Below are 17,644 nucleotides of genomic sequence, written 5' to 3'. Positions count from 1 at the left end.
CTGCTGGCTGCTTGGTGCTACTCGTTCGGCCCCCGTGCGGGGACCGGCGGGTCAGTGGGTCTCGGGACGCAGAACCTTGGTCCGGAGCACGGACTCGTTCAGGTTCATCTGCCGGTCGAGCTCCTTGACGAGCGCGGGCTCGGCCTGCAGGTCGATGACCGAGTAGATGCCCTCGGGCTTCTTGTTGATCTCGTAGGAGAGACGACGACGGCCCCAGGTGTCGACCTTCTCGACCTTGCCCTTGCCCTCGCGGACAACGGAAAGGAAGTTCTCGATCAGCGGGGAGACAGAACGCTCATCGAGATCGGGGTCGAGGATGACCATCACCTCGTAGTGACGCATGTGTGAACCCACCTCCTCTGGACTCGGCGGCCACGGTCGTTCCGTGGCAGGAGGTTCGTATGCGTTTCCGCACCGTGGTCCCGTGGGACGCGCCTTCGCGGGGCGTCTCCGGCGTGGGCCGGCGGACCTCGGGTGCAGACCGTACAGAGTACCCGCACTGCGGCGTCCGGTTGAAATCCGGCCACGTATCGCCGCAAGCTGTACACCACGGGTGTGACCGGCGTCATACTGCGCGGCCCCGGAGGGCGGCGCAGTGCGGGTCCGAGGAGCCGCCGCGGGCGGGGTCCTTCGGGCCCCGGCGCCGGCTCGCGTCCGGGATGGCCCGGAGTTTCCGGGTGTCCGGTGTTTCCCGGCGACGGAGGTGCCCCATGGCACAGGCAGCACGGACGCAGCAGGCTTCGCACGGTCACCGCCTTCTCGGCCTCCTCAACACCGACGGCAGGACGCATCCCGTCGAGAACACCCTCGCCGCGGCGGCGCTGGTGCTCGGCGCGGTGGCGCTGCTGACCGGCCTGCTCACCCAGTTCGAGGTGGCGGACCTGCACCTGGTCGCCTCGTGGGTGGGGATCGTGGGCGTGGTCGCGGCGGGCTGGGGACAGTACGTCTCGGCGACGCTGGGGGAGCGCTTCCTCCTGATCATCGGCCTGGGTGCTTCGGCGTTCGGTCTGCTGCTGGGCTTCGCGTACGGCGGCCCGTTCGGCGGCGTGCTGGGCTGACGCCTGCCGCGCCGGGTCGGTGCGGGACGTCGTGGGCGGTGCGGGACGTTTCGGGGCGTGAGCGTGGCGTGCGCCTGGTACGGCGCGGGGCGCCGCGCAGTAGGCTTCCGGCGAGCCTCCGCCGCAGTAGGGCCGGGGGTGTTTCCACGTTGTGCCTACAGGAGCGTCCCCCATGAGCCTGACCCTGAGGACCATCAGCCGAGAGCAGCACCTGGCGTACGTGCAGAGTCTGCCCTCGGCGAGTCACATGCAGGTGCCGGCCTGGGCCGAGGTGAAGAACGAGTGGCGCTCGGAGAACCTGGGCTGGTTCGACCGCGACGGGCAGCTCGTCGGGGCCGGGCTGGTGCTGTACCGGCAGCTCCCGAAGGTGAAGCGCTACCTCGCCTACCTGCCCGAGGGCCCGGTCATCAACTGGTACGCGACGAACCTGGAGGACTGGCTCAGGCCGATGCTGGCGCATCTGAAGCAGGCCGGCGCCTTCTCGGTGAAGATGGGTCCGCCCGTGGTGATCCGGCGCTGGGACGCCCCCGCGATCAAGAAGGGCATCCAGGACCCGGACGTGAAGCGGCTCCGCGACGTCGAGGCCACGCACATCGAGCCGCGTGCCTTCGAGGTCGCGGACCGGCTGCGCCGGATGGGCTGGCAGCAGGGCGAGGACGGCGGCGCCGGCTTCGGCGACGTCCAGCCGCGGTACGTCTTCCAGGTGCCGCTGGAGGGGCGGACGCTGGAGGAGGTGCACAAGGGCTTCAACCAGCTCTGGCGGCGCAACATCAAGAAGGCGGACAAGGCCGGCGTCGAGGTGGTGCAGGGCGGATACGACGACCTGGCCGAGTGGCAGCGGCTGTACGAGGTCACCGCGGAGCGGGACCGCTTCCGGCCGCGCCCGCTGGCGTACTTCCAGCGCATGTGGAAGGTCCTGAACGGCGAGGACCCGAACCGGATGCGGCTGTACTTCGCCACGCACGAGGGGGAGGCCGTGGCGGCGGCGACGATGCTCGTCGTGGGCGGCCACGTCTGGTACTCGTACGGTGCGTCCGCGAACCACAAGCGGGAGGTGCGCCCGTCCAACGCGATGCAGTGGCGCATGCTGCAGGACGCGTACGCACTCGGGGCGAGCGTGTACGACCTGCGCGGCATCGGCGACGTCCTCGACGAGTCGGACCACCTTTTCGGGCTGGTTCAGTTCAAGGTGGGCACGGGCGGGCAGGCTGCCGAGTACCTGGGCGAGTGGGACTTCCCGCTCAACAAGCTGCTGCACAAGGCGCTGGACATCTACATGTCCCGGCGCTGACGCCCCGACGACCTACCCCGAGCCGTCGCTCCGGCCCCCTGGCCCGACGTCGGCCGCCCGACGACCTGACGAGAAGAAAGGCCCCGCACCAGCCATGGCGCTCACCCTCTACGTCGACACCGAACGCTGGCGGGCGCACCAGCAGTCGGTGCTCCAGCAGTTCCCCGGGATCGTCCCGGTCTGCAAGGGCAACGGCTACGGCTTCGGACACGAACGGCTCGCCGAGGAGGCCACCCGCTTCGGCTCGGACGTCCTCGCGGTCGGCACCACCTACGAGGCCGCCCGTACGAAGGACTTCTTCAGCGGCGACCTGCTCGTCCTCACCCCCTACCGGCGGAACGAGGAGCCGGTGCCGCTGCCCGACCGGGTGATCCGGTCGGTGTCCTCGGTGGAGGGGGTCGGGCTGATGCGCGGGGCGCGCGTCGTCATCGAGGTCATGAGCAGCATGAAGCGGCACGGCGTCACGCCGGAGGACCTGGGCAAGCTGCACGCCGCCATAGACGAGGTGCGGCTGGAGGGCTTCGCGATCCACCTGCCGCTGGACCGTACCGACGGGTCGGACGCGGTGGACGAGGTCATCGGCTGGATGGACCGGCTGCGGGCGGCACGGCTGCCGCTGCACACCATGTTCGTCTCCCACCTGCACGCGGAGGAGTTCGCGCGCCTCCAGCAGCAGTTCCCGCAGACCCGGTTCCGGGCGCGGATCGGCACGCGCCTGTGGCTGGGCGACCACGCGGCGACGGAGTACCGGGGAGCGGTGCTGGACGTGACGACGGTGGCGAAGGGCGACCGGTTCGGCTATCGGCAGCAGCGGGCCCCGGGCGACGGCTGGCTCGCGGTGGTGGCCGGCGGTACGTCGCACGGCGTCGGCCTGGAGTCCCCGAAGGCGCTCCAGGGCATGACGTCGAGGGCCAAGGGGGTCGCGCGGGCCGGGCTGGCCACGGTCAACCGCAACCTGTCGCCGTTCCTGTGGGGTGGGAAGCAGCGGTGGTTCGCGGAACCTCCGCACATGCAGGTGTCGATCCTGTTCGTGCCGGACGACGCGCCGGAGCCCAAGGTGGGCGAGGAGCTGGTGGCGCAGTTGCGGCACACGACGACGGCGGTGGACCGGACGGTGGACCGCTGACGCGGGACTCGTCGTCCGGCGTCCGGCGAACGATGCGAGGGGCCGGTGCCTGTGGCACCGGCCCCTCGCATCGTGGGCGGTCAGCGGGTCAGCGCTCGACCTCGCCGCGGATGAACTTCTCGACGTTCTCGCGGGCCTCGTCGTCGAAGTACTGCACCGGAGGCGACTTCATGAAGTAGGAGGACGCGGAGAGGATCGGGCCGCCGATGCCCCGGTCCTTGGCGATCTTCGCGGCGCGCAGGGCGTCGATGATCACACCGGCGGAGTTCGGGGAGTCCCAGACCTCCAGCTTGTACTCCAGGTTGAGCGGCACGTCGCCGAAGGCGCGGCCCTCGAGCCGGACGTACGCCCACTTGCGGTCGTCGAGCCAGGCGACGTAGTCGGACGGGCCGATGTGGACGTTGTTCTCACCCAGTTCGCGGTCGCGGATCTGGGAGGTGACGGCCTGGGTCTTGGAGATCTTCTTGGACTCCAGGCGCTCACGCTCGAGCATGTTCTTGAAGTCCATGTTGCCGCCGACGTTGAGCTGCATCGTGCGGTCCAGGATGACGCCGCGGTCCTCGAAGAGCTTGGCCATGACCCGGTGCGTGATGGTGGCGCCCACCTGGGACTTGATGTCGTCGCCGACGATCGGGACGCCCGCCTCCGTGAACCTGTCGGCCCACTCCTTGGTGCCGGCGATGAAGACCGGCAGCGCGTTGACGAAGGCGACCCCGGCGTCGAGGGCGACCTGGGCGTAGTACTCGACGGCGGACTGGGAGCCGACCGGCAGGTAGCAGATCAGCACGTCGGCGCGGGTGTCCTTGAGCGCCTTGACGACGTCGACCGGGGTTTCGTCGGACTCCTCGATGGTCTCCCGGTAGTAGCGGCCCAGACCGTCGTGGGTCTCCGCCCGCTGGACGGCGACGCCGGTGGAGGGCACGTCGCAGATCTTGATGGTGTTGTTCTCGCTGGCGCCGATGGCGTCGGCGAGGTCGAGGCCGACCTTCTTCGCGTCGACGTCGAAAGCCGCCACGAACTCGATGTCGGAGACGTGGTAGTCCCCGAACTGGACGTGCATCAGGCCGGGGACCTTGCTGTCCCGGTCGGCGTCCTTGTAGTACTCGACGCCCTGCACCAGCGAGGCGGCGCAGTTGCCGACGCCGGCGATGGCTACGCGAACCGAACCCATTCCGGTTGCTCCTTGTTCGAATCTCGTCTCGGGTCGTGCAGGGTGCACGGCCCTCAATCGGTGTCCTCGGACGGATCCGGCGGGGTTCCACCCCGGTGCCGGGGCAGACCGCCCTTGTCCTGCGTTCTGCGCTCCTCCGGTGCCGTTTCGCGCCGGGAGGTGCGCCCGGTCCGCTCGCTCTCGATGAGCTCGTTGAGCCAGCGGACCTCGCGCTCCACGGACTCGAGTCCGTGTCGCTGAAGTTCGAGGGTGTAGTCGTCCAGGCGCTCGCGGGTGCGGGCGAGCGAGGCGCGCATGCGGTCCAGCCGCTCCTCGAGGCGGCTGCGCCGGCCTTCCAGGACGCGCATCCGCACGTCGCGGGACGTCTGGCCGAAGAAGGCGAAGCGGATGCCGAAGTGCTCGTCCTCCCAGGCGTCGGGGCCGGTCTGGGCGAGCAGGTCCTCGAAGTGCTCCTTCCCCTCGGCCGTCAGCCGGTAGACGATCTTGCCCCGTCTGCCGGTGAGGGGCGCCGCGAGGGGGTCCTCCGGCGGCGTCCCCGGCTCCTCTGTCAACCAGCCCTGCTGGACCAGCGTCTTCAGGCACGGGTACAGCGAGCCGTAGCTGAAGGCGCGGAACAGCCCGAGCGAGGTGTTGAGCCGCTTGCGCAGCTCGTATCCGTGCATCGGGGACTCGCGGAGCAGACCGAGGACGGCGAACTCGAGGATGCCGGAGCGTCTGCTCATGGCCCGCCGTCACCTCCTCCCGGCGTTCGCCGGACGATGTAGCACCGTGATGTATCGAGTCGATACATCACGACGATAGAACGACCGAGGCACCTTCGGCAAGGGCGGAACGGGGGATGCGTGCGTGACGGGACGCACATCACGTATTCACAGCAGGCGAGTTGCACTGGATGGGGTGAATGTCGACAGAAGGGGGTTTTGGGGCTGCGTAGTCTGTCCGCGTGCAGACCAGACCGGGAACCGAGAGCCCCCGCCGGGCGTCCTCGTCCTGGGTGCAGTGCGGCCCCGAGCCGGATCGATCCGGTTCCACGGCCGCACTGATGGGGGGACCAACGTGAACTGCCGCCTTCAGGCGCGAGTGTCGCCTGCCCGAGGAGTAGCTGTTTCCCATGAGCGAGCACCGTCGTAAGCCGCCGCAGGGGCGCGGTCGACGCGCGCAGCAGCCGCCCCAGGCCCCGCAGGGCCGGCGCGCCGCACCACCGAACCAGGCGACCTCGCGCGCCTACGGAGCGGGCCCGGACCGCATGACCCCCGGGCCCCCCGGCGGGTACGCCGGACACCGGAGCGGAGGCGGCGACGAGACCCTCGTGGGCGCCCCCCGCCCGGGCGGCCGGGCCGAGGCCCGCCGCGCGGCGCAGCGCGGCGGCAGACGACGCGCCGCGAGCGCCGCCGCGGGAGCGGCGGTCGGCGGGCGCGCAGCGGCCCGCCAGCGGGCGCGCACGATGCAGCACGAGGACAAGAAGCGCTTCATCGACTACCCGCGCTCCGGCAAGTACGGCTGGCGCCGCTGGACGCCCTCCTGGAAGCAGTGGCTGGGCACGTTCGTCGGCTTCTGCGCGCTGATGCTGGGGCTGGCCGGCGTCGCCTACGCGATGGTCGAGGTGCCGGACGTGAAGAACGTCGACGCCACCTCCGAGTCCAACGTGTACTACTGGTCCAACGGCTCCCGCATGGTGGACCACGGCACGGGCAAGAACCGGCAGGTCATCACCTTCGAAGAGATCCCGGAGACGATGAAGGACGCCGTCATCTCCGCGGAGAACGAGACGTTCTACGAGGACTCGGGCATCTCCCCCGTGGGCATCGCACGCGCCGCCTTCCGGATGGCGACCGGTGGAGAGACCCAGTCCGGTTCCACCATCACCCAGCAGTACGTGAAGAACACCTACCTGACGCAGGATCAGACGCTCACCCGCAAGGCGAAGGAGCTGCTGATCTCCATCAAGGTGGACGCCCAGCTGGAGAAGCAGGCGATCCTGGCCGGCTACCTGAACACCGCCTACTACGGCCGCGGCGCCTACGGCATCCAGGCCGCGTCCCAGGCCTACTACGGCAAGAACGCCGAAGAGCTGGACCGCAGCGAGGCCGCCTTCATGGCGTCCCTGCTGAACGGGCCCAACCTGCACGACCCGGCCGGCGGCGAGGCGCAGGCCATCAGCCCCGCACAGGCTCCGGAGAAGAACCAGGTCCGCGCCGAGAAGCGCTGGAGCTGGATCCTCAAGCGGCAGGTCGAGACGGGCGAGATCCCGGCGTCGGAGCGGCAGGAACTGCTCGCGAAGAAGTTCCCGGACCCCAAGGAGCCGGAGCGGGCGTCCTCCCTGGAGGGACAGATCGGATACCTGGTCGAGCTGGCCAACAACGACGTCCTCAACAACCCGGACTCGACGCTCACCAAGAAGCAGCTCGACGACGGCGGCTACCAGATCTACACCACCTTCGACAAGAAGAAGGTGCAGGCCCTGGAGAAGACCGTCCAGAAGGTGCGGAAGGACAACCTCAAGCCGGACAAGCGCGAGGAGGACAAGTTCGTCCAGTTCGGCGGCGCCTCCGTGCGGCCTGAGGACGGCGCCATCATGGCGGTCTACGGCGGCACCTCGGCCACCGAGCACTTCCGCAGCAACGCCGGCAGGACGGGAGCCGGCGTGGGCTCCACGTTCAAGCCGTACGTGATGGCCGCCGCGCTGGAGAACGGCGTCCGCGACCCGGATCTCGGCGAGGACCAGGGCCCCGAGGACCGGATCGAGGTCTCCCCGAAGACGGTCTACGACGGCGACAGCAAGATCAAACTGCTGGACTACGCCGGCGAGACGTGGCTCAACGGCGACGGTGAACCGCAGTACACACCGAACGAGGGCGACACCGACTACGAGGAGATCACCCTGCGCGAGGCGATGAAGGTCTCCGCCAACACGCCCTTCATCCAGCTCGCCATGGACGTGGGGCTGGAGGAGGTCAAGGAGGCGGCCCTCGACGCCGGGGTCAGCGAGCGCGGGCTGATGGAGAACCCCACGCCGGCGTTCGCTCTCGGCATCTCCAGCCCGACCGCCGTCGAGATGGCGAACGGCTATGCCACCTTCGCGAACAGCGGCCTGCAGAACGACACCTACGCCGTGAAGGAGGTCAAGGACGGCTCCAAGCGGGTGTACAAGCACAATTCGAGCCAGAAGCGGGCCTTCGACCCGAGCACGGCGGACACCGTCACGGACATGCTGGTGGATGTCGTGCAGCCGGGGGCCACCGGTTACCAGGTGCCGGAGATCCTGGGTGATCGCCCGGCCGCCGGCAAGACCGGCACCACGGACGGCAACAAGCAGGCCTGGTTCACGGGTTACACCCCGCAGCTGTCCACCTCGATCGGCATGTGGCGGTCCGACCCGGCACATCCGCAGTTCCTCGAGATGTACCGCACGGCCGGGGAGCCGACCATCCATGGCGGCGCGTTTCCTGCCGAGATCTGGGCCACCTACATGAAGGAAGCCCTGGAGGGCGAGGAGCCTCTGCCGTTCCCCGAGGCTCCGCCGATCACGGCCGAGGAGTACTGCGCACACGGTGCCTGCCCGACCGAGTCGCCGGAGCCGAGTCCGTCGCCGTCGGAGTCGAACCCGACGCCGTCGCCGTCGGTGCCCACGACCCCGTCTCCCAGCGTCACCCCCTCGCCGACCGGGTCGTGCGACAAGTGGTGGGGCTGTGACGACGAGGGCACCACGACCGGTCCCGGCGGCGGCCAGGACGGCGGCGCCAACCAGGGCACGAACGGCGGCGCCGATCAGGGCACGACCGAAGGAACGGACCAGGGGACCACCGGCGGAGACGACGGAGGCATCTTCGGCGGCCCGGACAACGACACGCGGGGCCGCATCCAGGAGGAGTAGCCGCTGCGTCGAGCACCGGGAAGCCCCGGCCGGGATCGTCCCGGCCGGGGCTTCCCGCATTCCGGTGGAGGCCCATGGGGCAGGATGTGCGCATGACGACCGTGCACACCGAGCAGCGGCCCGAGCGGGCGGACGACGACCCCCGAGAGCCGGTGCGCCCCACCGAGCAGGACGAGGTGGCCGCTGCCGGCAGCGAGCTGTTCGGCGGCCCGGTCGGACGCCGTGCCCTGACGGGCCGGGGATGGTGGTCTCCGGTGCGGGTGATCGCACTGGTGATGATCGGCCTGTTCGCGCTCGGCATGGTGCAGAAGCTGCCGTGCTACAACGGCGGTTGGTTCTACGGGCAGACGACGCAGTACGTGCACGCCTGCTACTCCGACATCCCGCACCTGTACAACGGGCGCGGCTTCGCCGACGGCCTCACGCCCTACTTCGACCGCATTCCCGCGGAGACCTCCGGCGGCATGGAGTACCTGGAGTACCCGGTGCTCACCGGCGTCTTCATGAAGGTCGCCGCCTGGATGACGCCGGGGGGCGGCGACATCGTCGAGCGTGAGCAGATCTACTGGCTGGTCAACGCCGGGATGCTGATGGTGTGCGCGGTGGTGATCGCGGTGAGTGTCGCGTGGACGCACCGGCGTCGCCCCTGGGACGCCCTGCTGGTGGCGCTCGCCCCGGCGTTCGCGCTGAACGCGACGATCAACTGGGATCTGCTCGCCGTGTCGCTGACGGCCGTCGGGATGCTGCTGTGGGCGCGTGGCCGTCCGCTCGGCGCGGGCGTGCTGCTCGGGCTGGCCACGGCGGCGAAGCTGTACCCGGTCCTCCTGCTGGGACCACTGCTGGTGCTGTGCTGGCGTGCCGGGCGGTGGCGGGCTTTCGGCGCCGCGCTGGGCGGGGCCGCGTTGTCGTGGGCGGCGGTGAACCTGCCGGTGATGCTCGGCGCACCGCAGGGCTGGTCGAAGTTCTACACCTTCAGCCAGGAGCGCCCGGTGGACTTCGGCTCGTTCTGGCTGATCATCTCCCAGCGCACCGGCATCGCTCTGGACGGCGAGAGCGTGAACACCTGGGCGATCCTGCTGGTGCTGGCCGGGTGCGCCGGGATCGCCGCGCTGACCTTCTTCGCGCCTCGCCGGCCGCGGTTCGCCCAGCTCGCCTTCCTCGTGCTCGCGCTCTTCGTGCTCACCAACAAGGTCTACTCGCCCCAGTACGTGCTGTGGCTGATCCCGCTGGCCGCACTCGCCCGTCCCCGCTGGCGGGACTTCCTGATCTGGCAGTCCTGTGAGGTCGTCTACTTCCTGGGCATCTGGATGTACCTGGCCTGGACCGGCAGCGGGGACGCCCACCAGGGCCTGCCGACCGAGGGCTACCAACTGGCCATCGCCGCACACCTGATCGGGACCCTGTACCTGTGTGCGATGGTCGTACGGGACGTGCTCCGCCCCGAACACGATCCGGTGCGCCGGGACGGCTCGGACGACCCGTCGGGCGGTTCTCTGGACCACGCCCCGGACCGATTCGTCCTGGGGCGGCGAGCCCGGTCCGCCCGGACCCCCGTGCCGTTCGAGAGCTCCCTGGTCCGCTGGGGGACCCGCCAGGCGGGCTGAGACGACAGGCAGGGTGCGCGATGTTTCACGTGAAACGTGTGTGAGGCTGAGTGCATGCCACTGGTCAGCGATCTCCGCACGCTGCTGAGATTCCCGGGCTTTCGTCGTCTCCTCAGCGTGCGACTGCTGTCCCAACTCGCCGACGGAGTCTTCCAGGTGGCCCTGGCCACACACGTGGTCTTCTCACCGCAGAGTGAGACCTCGGCGGCAGCGGTCGCCTCGGCGATGGCGGTGCTGCTGCTCCCGTACTCGGTACTCGGACCGTTCGCCGGCGTCCTTCTGGACCGCTGGCGACGGCGGCAGGTGCTGCTCTTCGGCAACCTGCTCCGCGCCTTGATGGCCTCGGCGACGGCCGCACTGCTCATCGTCCAGGTGCCGCAGTGGCTGTTCTACCTCGCCGCGCTGTCGGTGACCGCGGTGAACCGCTTCATCCTGGCGGGGCTCTCGGCGGCGCTGCCCCGGGTGGTGGACGAGGACCGGCTGGTGATCGGCAACTCGGTCTCTCCCACCGCGGGCACCGTCGCCGCCACGGCCGGCGGCGCGGTGGCGTTCCTGGTGCGCCTCGTCGTTCCCAGCGGCCCTGCCGCGGACGCGGTGGTGATGCTGTTCGGCGCGACGGTGTACCTGCTCGCCGGGCTGGCCGCGCTCCGCATGGGCCGGGACCTCCTCGGCCCCGACCCCCACCAGGTCCAGCCGCGGATCACCACCGCCGTGGCCGGGACGACCCGGGGGCTGGTGGCCGGGCTCCGGCACCTGTCACAACGTCGTACGGCGGCGCGGGCACTCACCGCGATGACGCTGATGCGCTTCTGCTACGGCGCGCTGACCGTGATGGTGCTCATGCTCGCCCGTCACACCTGGGGGGACGGTGCGGGCGAGGGGGAGCAGGGCCTGCGCTGGCTCGGTATCGCCGTGGTGGTGTCGGGCGTCGGCTTTCTTGCCGCTGCCGTGCTCACCCCCGTGGTCGTCGGACGCCTCACGGAGCTGAGCTGGATGGCCGTGTGCGCGGCGGCGGCCGCGGTGCTGGAACCGGCTCTCGCGCTGAATTTCGCCGCGGGGCCGATGCTGGTGGCGGCCTTCGTCCTGGGGCTGGTGACCCAGAGTTCGAAGATCGCCACCGACACCGTGGTGCAGTCCTCGGTGGACGACGCCTACCGCGGCAGGGTCTTCTCCCTCTACGACATGCTCTTCAACGTCGCCTTCGTCGGCGCCGCGGGCGTCGCCGCGCTGATACTCCCCCGAGACGGCCGCTCGGAGCTGCTGGTGGTCACGGTCGCCGCGATCTACGCCCTGGTGGCACTCGGGCTCACGGTGCGGCGTCGACGTTTCACGTGAAACACGGGTGCCTGCGGGGGCGCTCCGGGGCCGCTCAGCTCTGAGCGGCCCACCATTCCTTGAGCGCCGCGACCGCCGCGTCGTATCCCATGGGCCCGTGCTCCAGCCGCAGCTCCAGCAGATGCCGGTAGGCACGGCCGACTTCGGGGCCGGGCTTCATGCCGAGGATCTCCATGATCTGGTTGCCGTCCAGGTCCGGACGGATCGACTCCAGCTCCTCCTGCTCCTGCAACAGGGCGATCCGCTCCTCCAGCCCGTCGTACGCCCGGGAGAGCGCGTTCGCCTTGCGCTTGTTGCGCGTGGTGCAGTCCGAGCGAGTCAGCTTGTGCAGCCGCTGCAGCAGCGGCCCGGCGTCCCGGACATAACGACGCACCGCGGAGTCGGTCCACTCACCCGTCCCGTAGCCGTGGAAGCGCAGGTGCAGCTCCACCAGGCGGGACACGTCCCTCACCAGATCTCCCGAGTACTTCAGCGCCGTCATGCGCTTCTTCGTCATCTTGGCGCCCACCACCTCGTGGTGGTGGAACGAGACCCGTCCGTCCTTCTCGAAGCGCCGCGTACGCGGCTTCCCGATGTCGTGCAGCAGCGCCGCGAGCCGCAGGGTGAGGTCCGGGCCGTCCTCCTCCAGGCCGATGGCCTGCTCGAGGACGGTGAGCGAGTGCTCGTAGACGTCCTTGTGCCGATGGTGCTCGTCCCGCTCCAGGCGCATGGCGGGAATCTCCGGAATCACCCGGTCCGCGAGCCCGGTGGCGACCAGGAGGCGCAGCCCCTTGCGCGGCTCGGGGGAGAGCACCAGCTTGTTGAACTCCTCGCGGACGCGTTCGGCGGAGACGATCTCGATGCGGTCGGCCATCGCCGTCATGGCCTCGACCACCTCCTCCGCCACCGCGAAGTCGAGCTGCGCCGCGAAGCGCACCGCCCGCATCATCCGCAGGGGGTCGTCGGAGAACGACTCCTGCGGGGTGCCGGGAGTCCGCAGCACCCGGTGCGCGAGGTCCTCCAGACCACCGTGGGGATCGATGAAGGTCTTGCCCGGCAGCGCCACCGCCATGGCGTTGACGGTGAAGTCGCGGCGGACCAGGTCTTCCTCGATCGAGTCGCCGTAGGAGACCTCGGGTTTCCGCGAGGTGCGGTCGTAGGCCTCGGAGCGGTAGGTGGTGATCTCGATCTGATAGCCCGCCTTCTTGGCTCCGACCGTGCCGAAGGCGATGCCGACGTCCCACAGGGCGTCCGCCCAGGGCCGCACCAGGGCCAGCACCTCTTCCGGGCGGGCATCCGTGGTGAAGTCCAGGTCGTTCCCCAGCCTGCCCAGCAGCGCGTCGCGCACAGACCCGCCCACCAGCGCCAGGCGGTGGCCGGCCTGCTCGAAGCGGCGAGCGAGATCGTCGGCGACGGGGGAGACCCGCAGCAGCTCGCTCACGGCACGGCGCTGCACCTCGCTCAGCTCCTGCGTGGCGGGCGACGGGGACTGCGGCATCGGCGGCACCTGCTGGCTGTTGTGGTCGGAGTTCGGCACGACAGAACAGAGTACGTGGCCCCTCGCCTGCAAGGAGAGGAGCATCCCGGCGTCCGGATCACGCAAAGATCATTCGAGGGCCCGAGCCGCGGCACTTCGGAGCCTCGGACGTCGTTACCATCAGAGGTTCAGGGCGACCACAGACCCCACGACAGACCCACGACGGATCGACGGGACGGACAAGCGCGTGGCCGAGGCGGCTGAGAAGCAGCACACCCAGACCGCTCCCACCACCCGCCGGCTACGGCGCGCAGCGGTGGCGGTACTCACCGCCGCTCCCCTGCTCGGCGGCCTTCTCCCGGCAGCCGCTGCGGCCCCGCAGCCGGCCACCGCACCCGTCGCCGCCCCCGGGGACGCCACCCGTGCACCCGCAGCGCCGCAGGACGGGGGCACGGTCGAGGTCGAGCTCACCGAGCTCACTCCTGCCGTCCCCGACGAGGGCGACACCCTCACGATCTCCGGCACCGTCACGAACAACGGCAGGTCACGGATCACCGAGGGCGTGGTCGACCTCCGCGTCGGAGCGACCCTGGACAGCCGCAGCGCCATGAACCAGGCCGCCGAACGTACCGGCTTCACTCCTGGCGTCGACCCGGCCGCGCTCGACGACCACGCGGCGAAGGTCCCGACGCTCGCCCCCGGCGTGACCCGGTCGTTCACGATCGAGGTCCCGGTCGGAGACCTCGGGCTGGAGAGCAGCGGCATCCACGAACTCGGCGTCTCCTACTCGGGCCACACCCCGTCCCAGCCCTTCGAGCAGGTCCTCGGCATCCAGCGGACGTTCCTGCCGTGGCAGACCTCGGAGATGGACAAGCGCACCCGGTTCACCTACCTGTGGCCGCTGATCTCCTCCTCGCACCTGACCGCCCGTACGGAGGCGGACGAGCAGCAGACACCGATCTTTCGCAGCGACGACCTGGAGGAGGCCATCGCCCCCGGCGGACGCCTCCAGCAGATGGTGCAGCTCGGCAAGGACCTGCCCGTCACCTGGGTCGTCGACCCGGATCTGCTGGCCAGCGTGCACGCCATGACACAGCCCTACGAGGTGCGCACCGAGGAGGGGAAGACCAAGCCCGGCAGGGCGCAGGCGACCGCCCGCCAGTGGCTCTCCGACCTGACGAAGGCCGTGGAGGAGGACGAGGTGGTCGCCCTCCCCTTCGCCGACCCCGACGTGGCGTCCCTCGCCCACCGCGGGCAGGCCGTGCCCGATGCCCTCAGCAGGCTCCGTTCGGCCACCACGCTGGCGCAGAAGACCGTCGGCAACATCCTCTACACCGACTTCTCCACGGACTTCGCCTGGCCCGTCGAGGGAGCCGTGGACACCTCGGTGGTGGACGTCGCCACCTCGGCCGGCGCGGACCACGTCATCGCGAGCAGCGAGAGCTTCAGCGACACGCGGAACCTGCCCTACACCCCTGCCGCGGCGCGGCCCATCGGCGGCGGCACCACAGCCGTCGTCGCCGACCAGGGCCTCTCCGAAGCCTTCGAGGGCGACCTCACCCATGCCGGCGCCTCCACCCTGGCCGTGCAGAAGTTCGTCGCCCACACCCTGGCGATCGGCATGCAGGTGCCCGGAAAACAGCGCAGCGTCCTCGTCGCCCCACAGCGCCGGCCCACTGTGTCGCAGGCCCGGGCCATGGCCGAGGCGGTCGAGGCCCTCGACACCCACGACCGGTGGGCACAGCCCGCGGACCTCACCGAGACCGCGAACGCGCGGCCCGACCCGTCCGCCGATCGCAGCGTTCCGCGTCCCGGCCGCTACCCGGATCGGCTCCGGGAGAACGAACTGCCCACGGAGGCGTTCCGCCAGATCCACGCCACCCAGGGCACCCTGGAGGACTTCCTCGAGATCCTCGCCGAACCGGACCGGCTCAGGGCACCGGTCGGCACCGCCACGGACCGTGCGCTGTCCACCTCCTGGCGCGGCCACCCCGGGGCGGCACGCGACTACCGGGAGTCGGTGCAGGACTACCTCGTGGGCCTGACCGGGCAGATCGAGCTCATCGACAAGTCCGACCTCACGCTCTCCGGCCGCAGCGCCACCCTCCCGGTCACCGTGCAGAACAACCTGGCCCAGAAGGTCGACGGTCTCACGCTGCACCTCACCTCCAGCCGCAGCATCGGCCTGCGGATCGAGGACCGGATGCAGCCAGTCGTGGTCGACGGCGGCCACAGCCAGTCGATCAAGTTCGACACCACCGCGAAGGCCAACGGCCGCACCACCGTCACCGCTCAGCTCTTCACCAAGGACGGCAAGCCGTGGGGCGAGCCTGTGTCGTTCCAGGTGAAGGTCACCTCGATCACCTCCACGGTGCTGCTCGTGATCGCGGCCGGCGTCGGGCTGGTCGTCCTGGCGGGCATCAGGATGTACACCCAGCGCAAGCGGCGCGGTCCGGCCGCCGACCCCGACGCCCCGCTGCCGGAACCGTCCGGCGACGACGAGCCGTCCCACTCTCACGAGAACCCCGAAACCCACGGGACGCAGGCCCCGGACGACGCGGAGCAGGCGGGTGAGCAGGAACAGGACACCCGGAAAACCGACGCCGAGAACGGTGGCCGGACAGGCACGGATGAGAAAGTGGACCGTTGACCGAGCCGGGCGAGCAGGGGCAGGGAAGAAGACCGATGAACGCGCCGTACGACGGTGAACGTGGCAAGAACCCGCCCAGCGGTCCGTCGCCGGAGGGCTACTCCGGGATCGACGAGCTCTTCAGCGAGGTGCCCCAGGACCAGGCGCGCCGTCGGCAGGACACCTCACCGCAGCCCGGCGACGCGTTCGCCCACCTCTACCGGGACCAGGACCACCACCCCGACCCGCAGCAGCCCCCGCACCCGCGCACCGGCCCGGAGGAACCCGGTCCGCGCCGCGAGGACGACACCTTCCCGCTGCTGCCACCGATCCCCTCGGCCGCCCCGGAGGCCGCCTCCGGCCCCGCAGAGGCCGTCGAGGAACGCGATCTCGTCGACGAGCTGCCCGAGAAACCCACGGGCAAGCCCTCCGGCGGCAAGGCGGCCGGCCTGCTCCGCTCCAGCGCCGTCATGGCCGCCGGCACCATGGTCTCCCGCCTCACGGGCTTCGTCCGCTCCGCACTGATCGTGGTCGCGCTGGGCGCGGCGTTGCTCGGCGACACCTACCAGATCGCCATCACGCTGCCCACGATGCTCTACATCCTCACCGTGGGCGGCGGGCTGAACTCGGTGTTCGTACCGCAGCTGGTGCGAGCCATGAAGAACGACGCGGACGGCGGCGATGCCTACGCCAACCGCCTCCTGACACTGGTGTCCGTGATTCTGGGCGGGCTCACCCTGACCTCCGTCCTCGCCGCCCCGATGCTGGTGCGGCTGATGTCCGTGGACATCGCAAGCAACCCGGCGGCCAACGACGTGGCCGTGACCTTCGTGCGGTTCTGCATGCCGTCGATCTTCTTCATGGGCATCCACGTCGTCATGGGCCAGATCCTCAACGCCCGCGGCCGCTTCGGCGCCATGATGTGGACGCCGGTACTGAACAACCTCGTCATCATCTTCACCGTGGCGCTCTTCCTCGGCGTCTACGGCGCGGCCGACACCTCCGGGATGCAGGTCGACACCATCCCGCCGGAAGGCGTCCGGCTGCTGGGTGCGGGCACCCTGCTCGGCCTGGTGGTGCAGGCGCTCGCGATGATCCCCTACCTGCGCGCGACGGGCTTCCGCATCCGGCCCCGCTTCGACTGGAAGGGGCAGGGCCTGGGCAAGGCGATGAAGCTCGCCAAGTGGACGATCCTGTTCGTCCTCGCCAACCAGGCCGGCGTCATCGTCGTCAGCCAGCTCTCCACCGCGGCGGGGGAGACGGCCCTGACGGAAGGCGGGCACAACGGCACCGGCTTCATCGCCTACTCCAACGCCCAGCTCATCTGGAACATGCCGCAGGCCATCATCACCGTCTCCGTGATGGCAGCCCTGCTGCCCCGCCTGTCGCGGTCCGCGCACGACGGCGACACGGGCGCCGTCCGGGACGACATCTCCCACGGTCTGCGGAACTCCGCCGTGGCCATCGTCCCCATCGCCTTCGGCTTCCTCGCCCTCGGCGTCCCCATGTGCACGTTCATCTACGGCTCGGCCGGTACCGAGGGCGCCCGCAACATGGGCTTCATGCTGATGGCGTTCGGCATCGGTCTGATCCCGTTCTCGATCCAGTACGTCGTGCTGCGCGCCTTCTACGCCTACGAGGACACGCGCACGCCGTTCTACAACACGGTCATCGTGGCCGCCGTCAACGCCGCCGCCTCCGCCCTGTGCTTCCTGCTGCTGCCCGCGCGCTGGGCCGTGATCGGCATGGCCGGGGCTTACGGCCTCGCCTACATCATCGGCGTCGGCATCGCCTGGCGGCGGCTGCGGGCCAAACTCGACGGCGATCTCGACGGCGCCCACGTGGTCCGCACCTACGCACGACTGGCCGGGGCGAGCCTGCCGGCGACACTGGCCGCAGGCGCCGCCGCCTACGGCATCATGCACGCGCTGGGCAGCGGCTACCTCGGTTCCTTCACCGCGCTGCTGGGTGGCGGTGCCGTCCTCGCTGTGGTCTTCGTGGCCGCGGCCCGGCGCATGCGGATCGCCGAGCTCAACGCCATGATCGGTATGGTGCGGGCGCGGCTCGGCAGATGACCGCGAGGGCCCGCGAACAGCAGCG

At 70.2% G+C, this 17,644-nt stretch carries 12 protein-coding genes; 8 read left to right on the top strand and 4 right to left on the bottom strand.

Annotated features, from left to right (window positions below; genetic code table 11):
* Window positions 1-51: 51 nt before the first annotated feature.
* Window positions 52-342: a 30S ribosomal protein S6 gene (gene rpsF, locus K304_RS0122230; protein ID WP_027765511.1), complete on the bottom strand. Its 291-nt coding sequence runs from the start codon at window positions 340-342 to the stop codon at window positions 52-54.
* Window positions 343-710: 368 nt separating this feature from the next.
* On the opposite strand from rpsF, the gene K304_RS0122225 reads away from it, so the two are divergent.
* The 3 genes from K304_RS0122225 to K304_RS0122215 all read left to right on the top strand — a co-directional run bounded on the left by K304_RS0122225 (window position 711) and on the right by K304_RS0122215 (window position 3,475).
* Window positions 711-1,058 carry a hypothetical protein gene (locus K304_RS0122225; RefSeq protein WP_027765510.1) on the top strand — a complete coding sequence of 116 codons (348 nt, stop codon included), beginning with the start codon at window positions 711-713 and terminating at the stop codon, window positions 1,056-1,058.
* 172 nt (window positions 1,059-1,230) lie between these two features.
* Window positions 1,231-2,349 (top strand): peptidoglycan bridge formation glycyltransferase FemA/FemB family protein, encoded by a 1,119-nt coding sequence (locus K304_RS0122220; protein ID WP_027765509.1) that lies wholly within the window; start codon window positions 1,231-1,233, stop codon window positions 2,347-2,349.
* 94 nt (window positions 2,350-2,443) lie between these two features.
* A complete protein-coding gene (locus K304_RS0122215; protein ID WP_027765508.1) occupies window positions 2,444-3,475 on the top strand; it encodes an alanine racemase in 1,032 nt (343 codons plus the stop codon).
* 88 nt (window positions 3,476-3,563) lie between these two features.
* On the opposite strand, the gene K304_RS0122210 is transcribed toward K304_RS0122215, so the two are convergent.
* Both K304_RS0122210 and K304_RS0122205 read right to left on the bottom strand, forming a co-directional pair.
* Window positions 3,564-4,646 carry an inositol-3-phosphate synthase gene (locus K304_RS0122210; RefSeq protein WP_027765507.1) on the bottom strand — a complete coding sequence of 361 codons (1,083 nt, stop codon included), beginning with the start codon at window positions 4,644-4,646 and terminating at the stop codon, window positions 3,564-3,566.
* 53 nt (window positions 4,647-4,699) lie between these two features.
* A complete protein-coding gene (locus tag K304_RS0122205) occupies window positions 4,700-5,368 on the bottom strand; it encodes a helix-turn-helix transcriptional regulator (RefSeq protein ID WP_027765506.1) in 669 nt (222 codons plus the stop codon).
* Between the two features lie 389 nt (window positions 5,369-5,757).
* On the opposite strand from K304_RS0122205, the gene K304_RS0122200 reads away from it, so the two are divergent.
* From K304_RS0122200 to K304_RS30665, 3 genes are all read left to right on the top strand, one after another.
* Window positions 5,758-8,520, top strand: coding sequence for a transglycosylase domain-containing protein (locus K304_RS0122200; RefSeq protein ID WP_027765505.1), 2,763 nt, complete (start codon window positions 5,758-5,760; stop codon window positions 8,518-8,520).
* A gap of 92 nt (window positions 8,521-8,612) precedes the next feature.
* On the top strand, window positions 8,613-10,124 hold the full coding sequence (locus K304_RS0122195; protein ID WP_037791473.1) for a glycosyltransferase 87 family protein: 1,512 nt from the start codon (window positions 8,613-8,615) through the stop codon (window positions 10,122-10,124).
* A 54-nt stretch (window positions 10,125-10,178) separates the two neighbouring features.
* A complete protein-coding gene (locus K304_RS30665; protein WP_037791472.1) occupies window positions 10,179-11,459 on the top strand; it encodes an MFS transporter in 1,281 nt (426 codons plus the stop codon).
* Window positions 11,460-11,493: 34 nt separating this feature from the next.
* Here K304_RS30665 and K304_RS0122185 read toward each other — a convergent pair whose 3' ends face one another.
* Window positions 11,494-12,936, bottom strand: coding sequence for a CCA tRNA nucleotidyltransferase (locus K304_RS0122185; RefSeq protein WP_027765503.1), 1,443 nt, complete (start codon window positions 12,934-12,936; stop codon window positions 11,494-11,496).
* 226 nt (window positions 12,937-13,162) lie between these two features.
* Between K304_RS0122185 and K304_RS0122180 the strand changes: the two genes are divergently transcribed.
* The gene (locus K304_RS0122180) at window positions 13,163-15,565 is read left to right on the top strand and encodes a DUF6049 family protein (RefSeq protein ID WP_027765502.1); all 2,403 of its coding nucleotides are present in this window, start codon (window positions 13,163-13,165) and stop codon (window positions 15,563-15,565) included.
* Window positions 15,566-15,600: 35 nt separating this feature from the next.
* Window positions 15,601-17,619 (top strand): murein biosynthesis integral membrane protein MurJ, encoded by a 2,019-nt coding sequence (gene murJ, locus K304_RS0122175; RefSeq protein ID WP_027765501.1) that lies wholly within the window; start codon window positions 15,601-15,603, stop codon window positions 17,617-17,619.
* Window positions 17,620-17,644 lie beyond the last annotated feature (25 nt).

The organism is Streptomyces sp. CNS606 (assembly GCF_000426325.1).
This window is presented reverse-complemented; position numbering and strand designations above follow the sequence as displayed.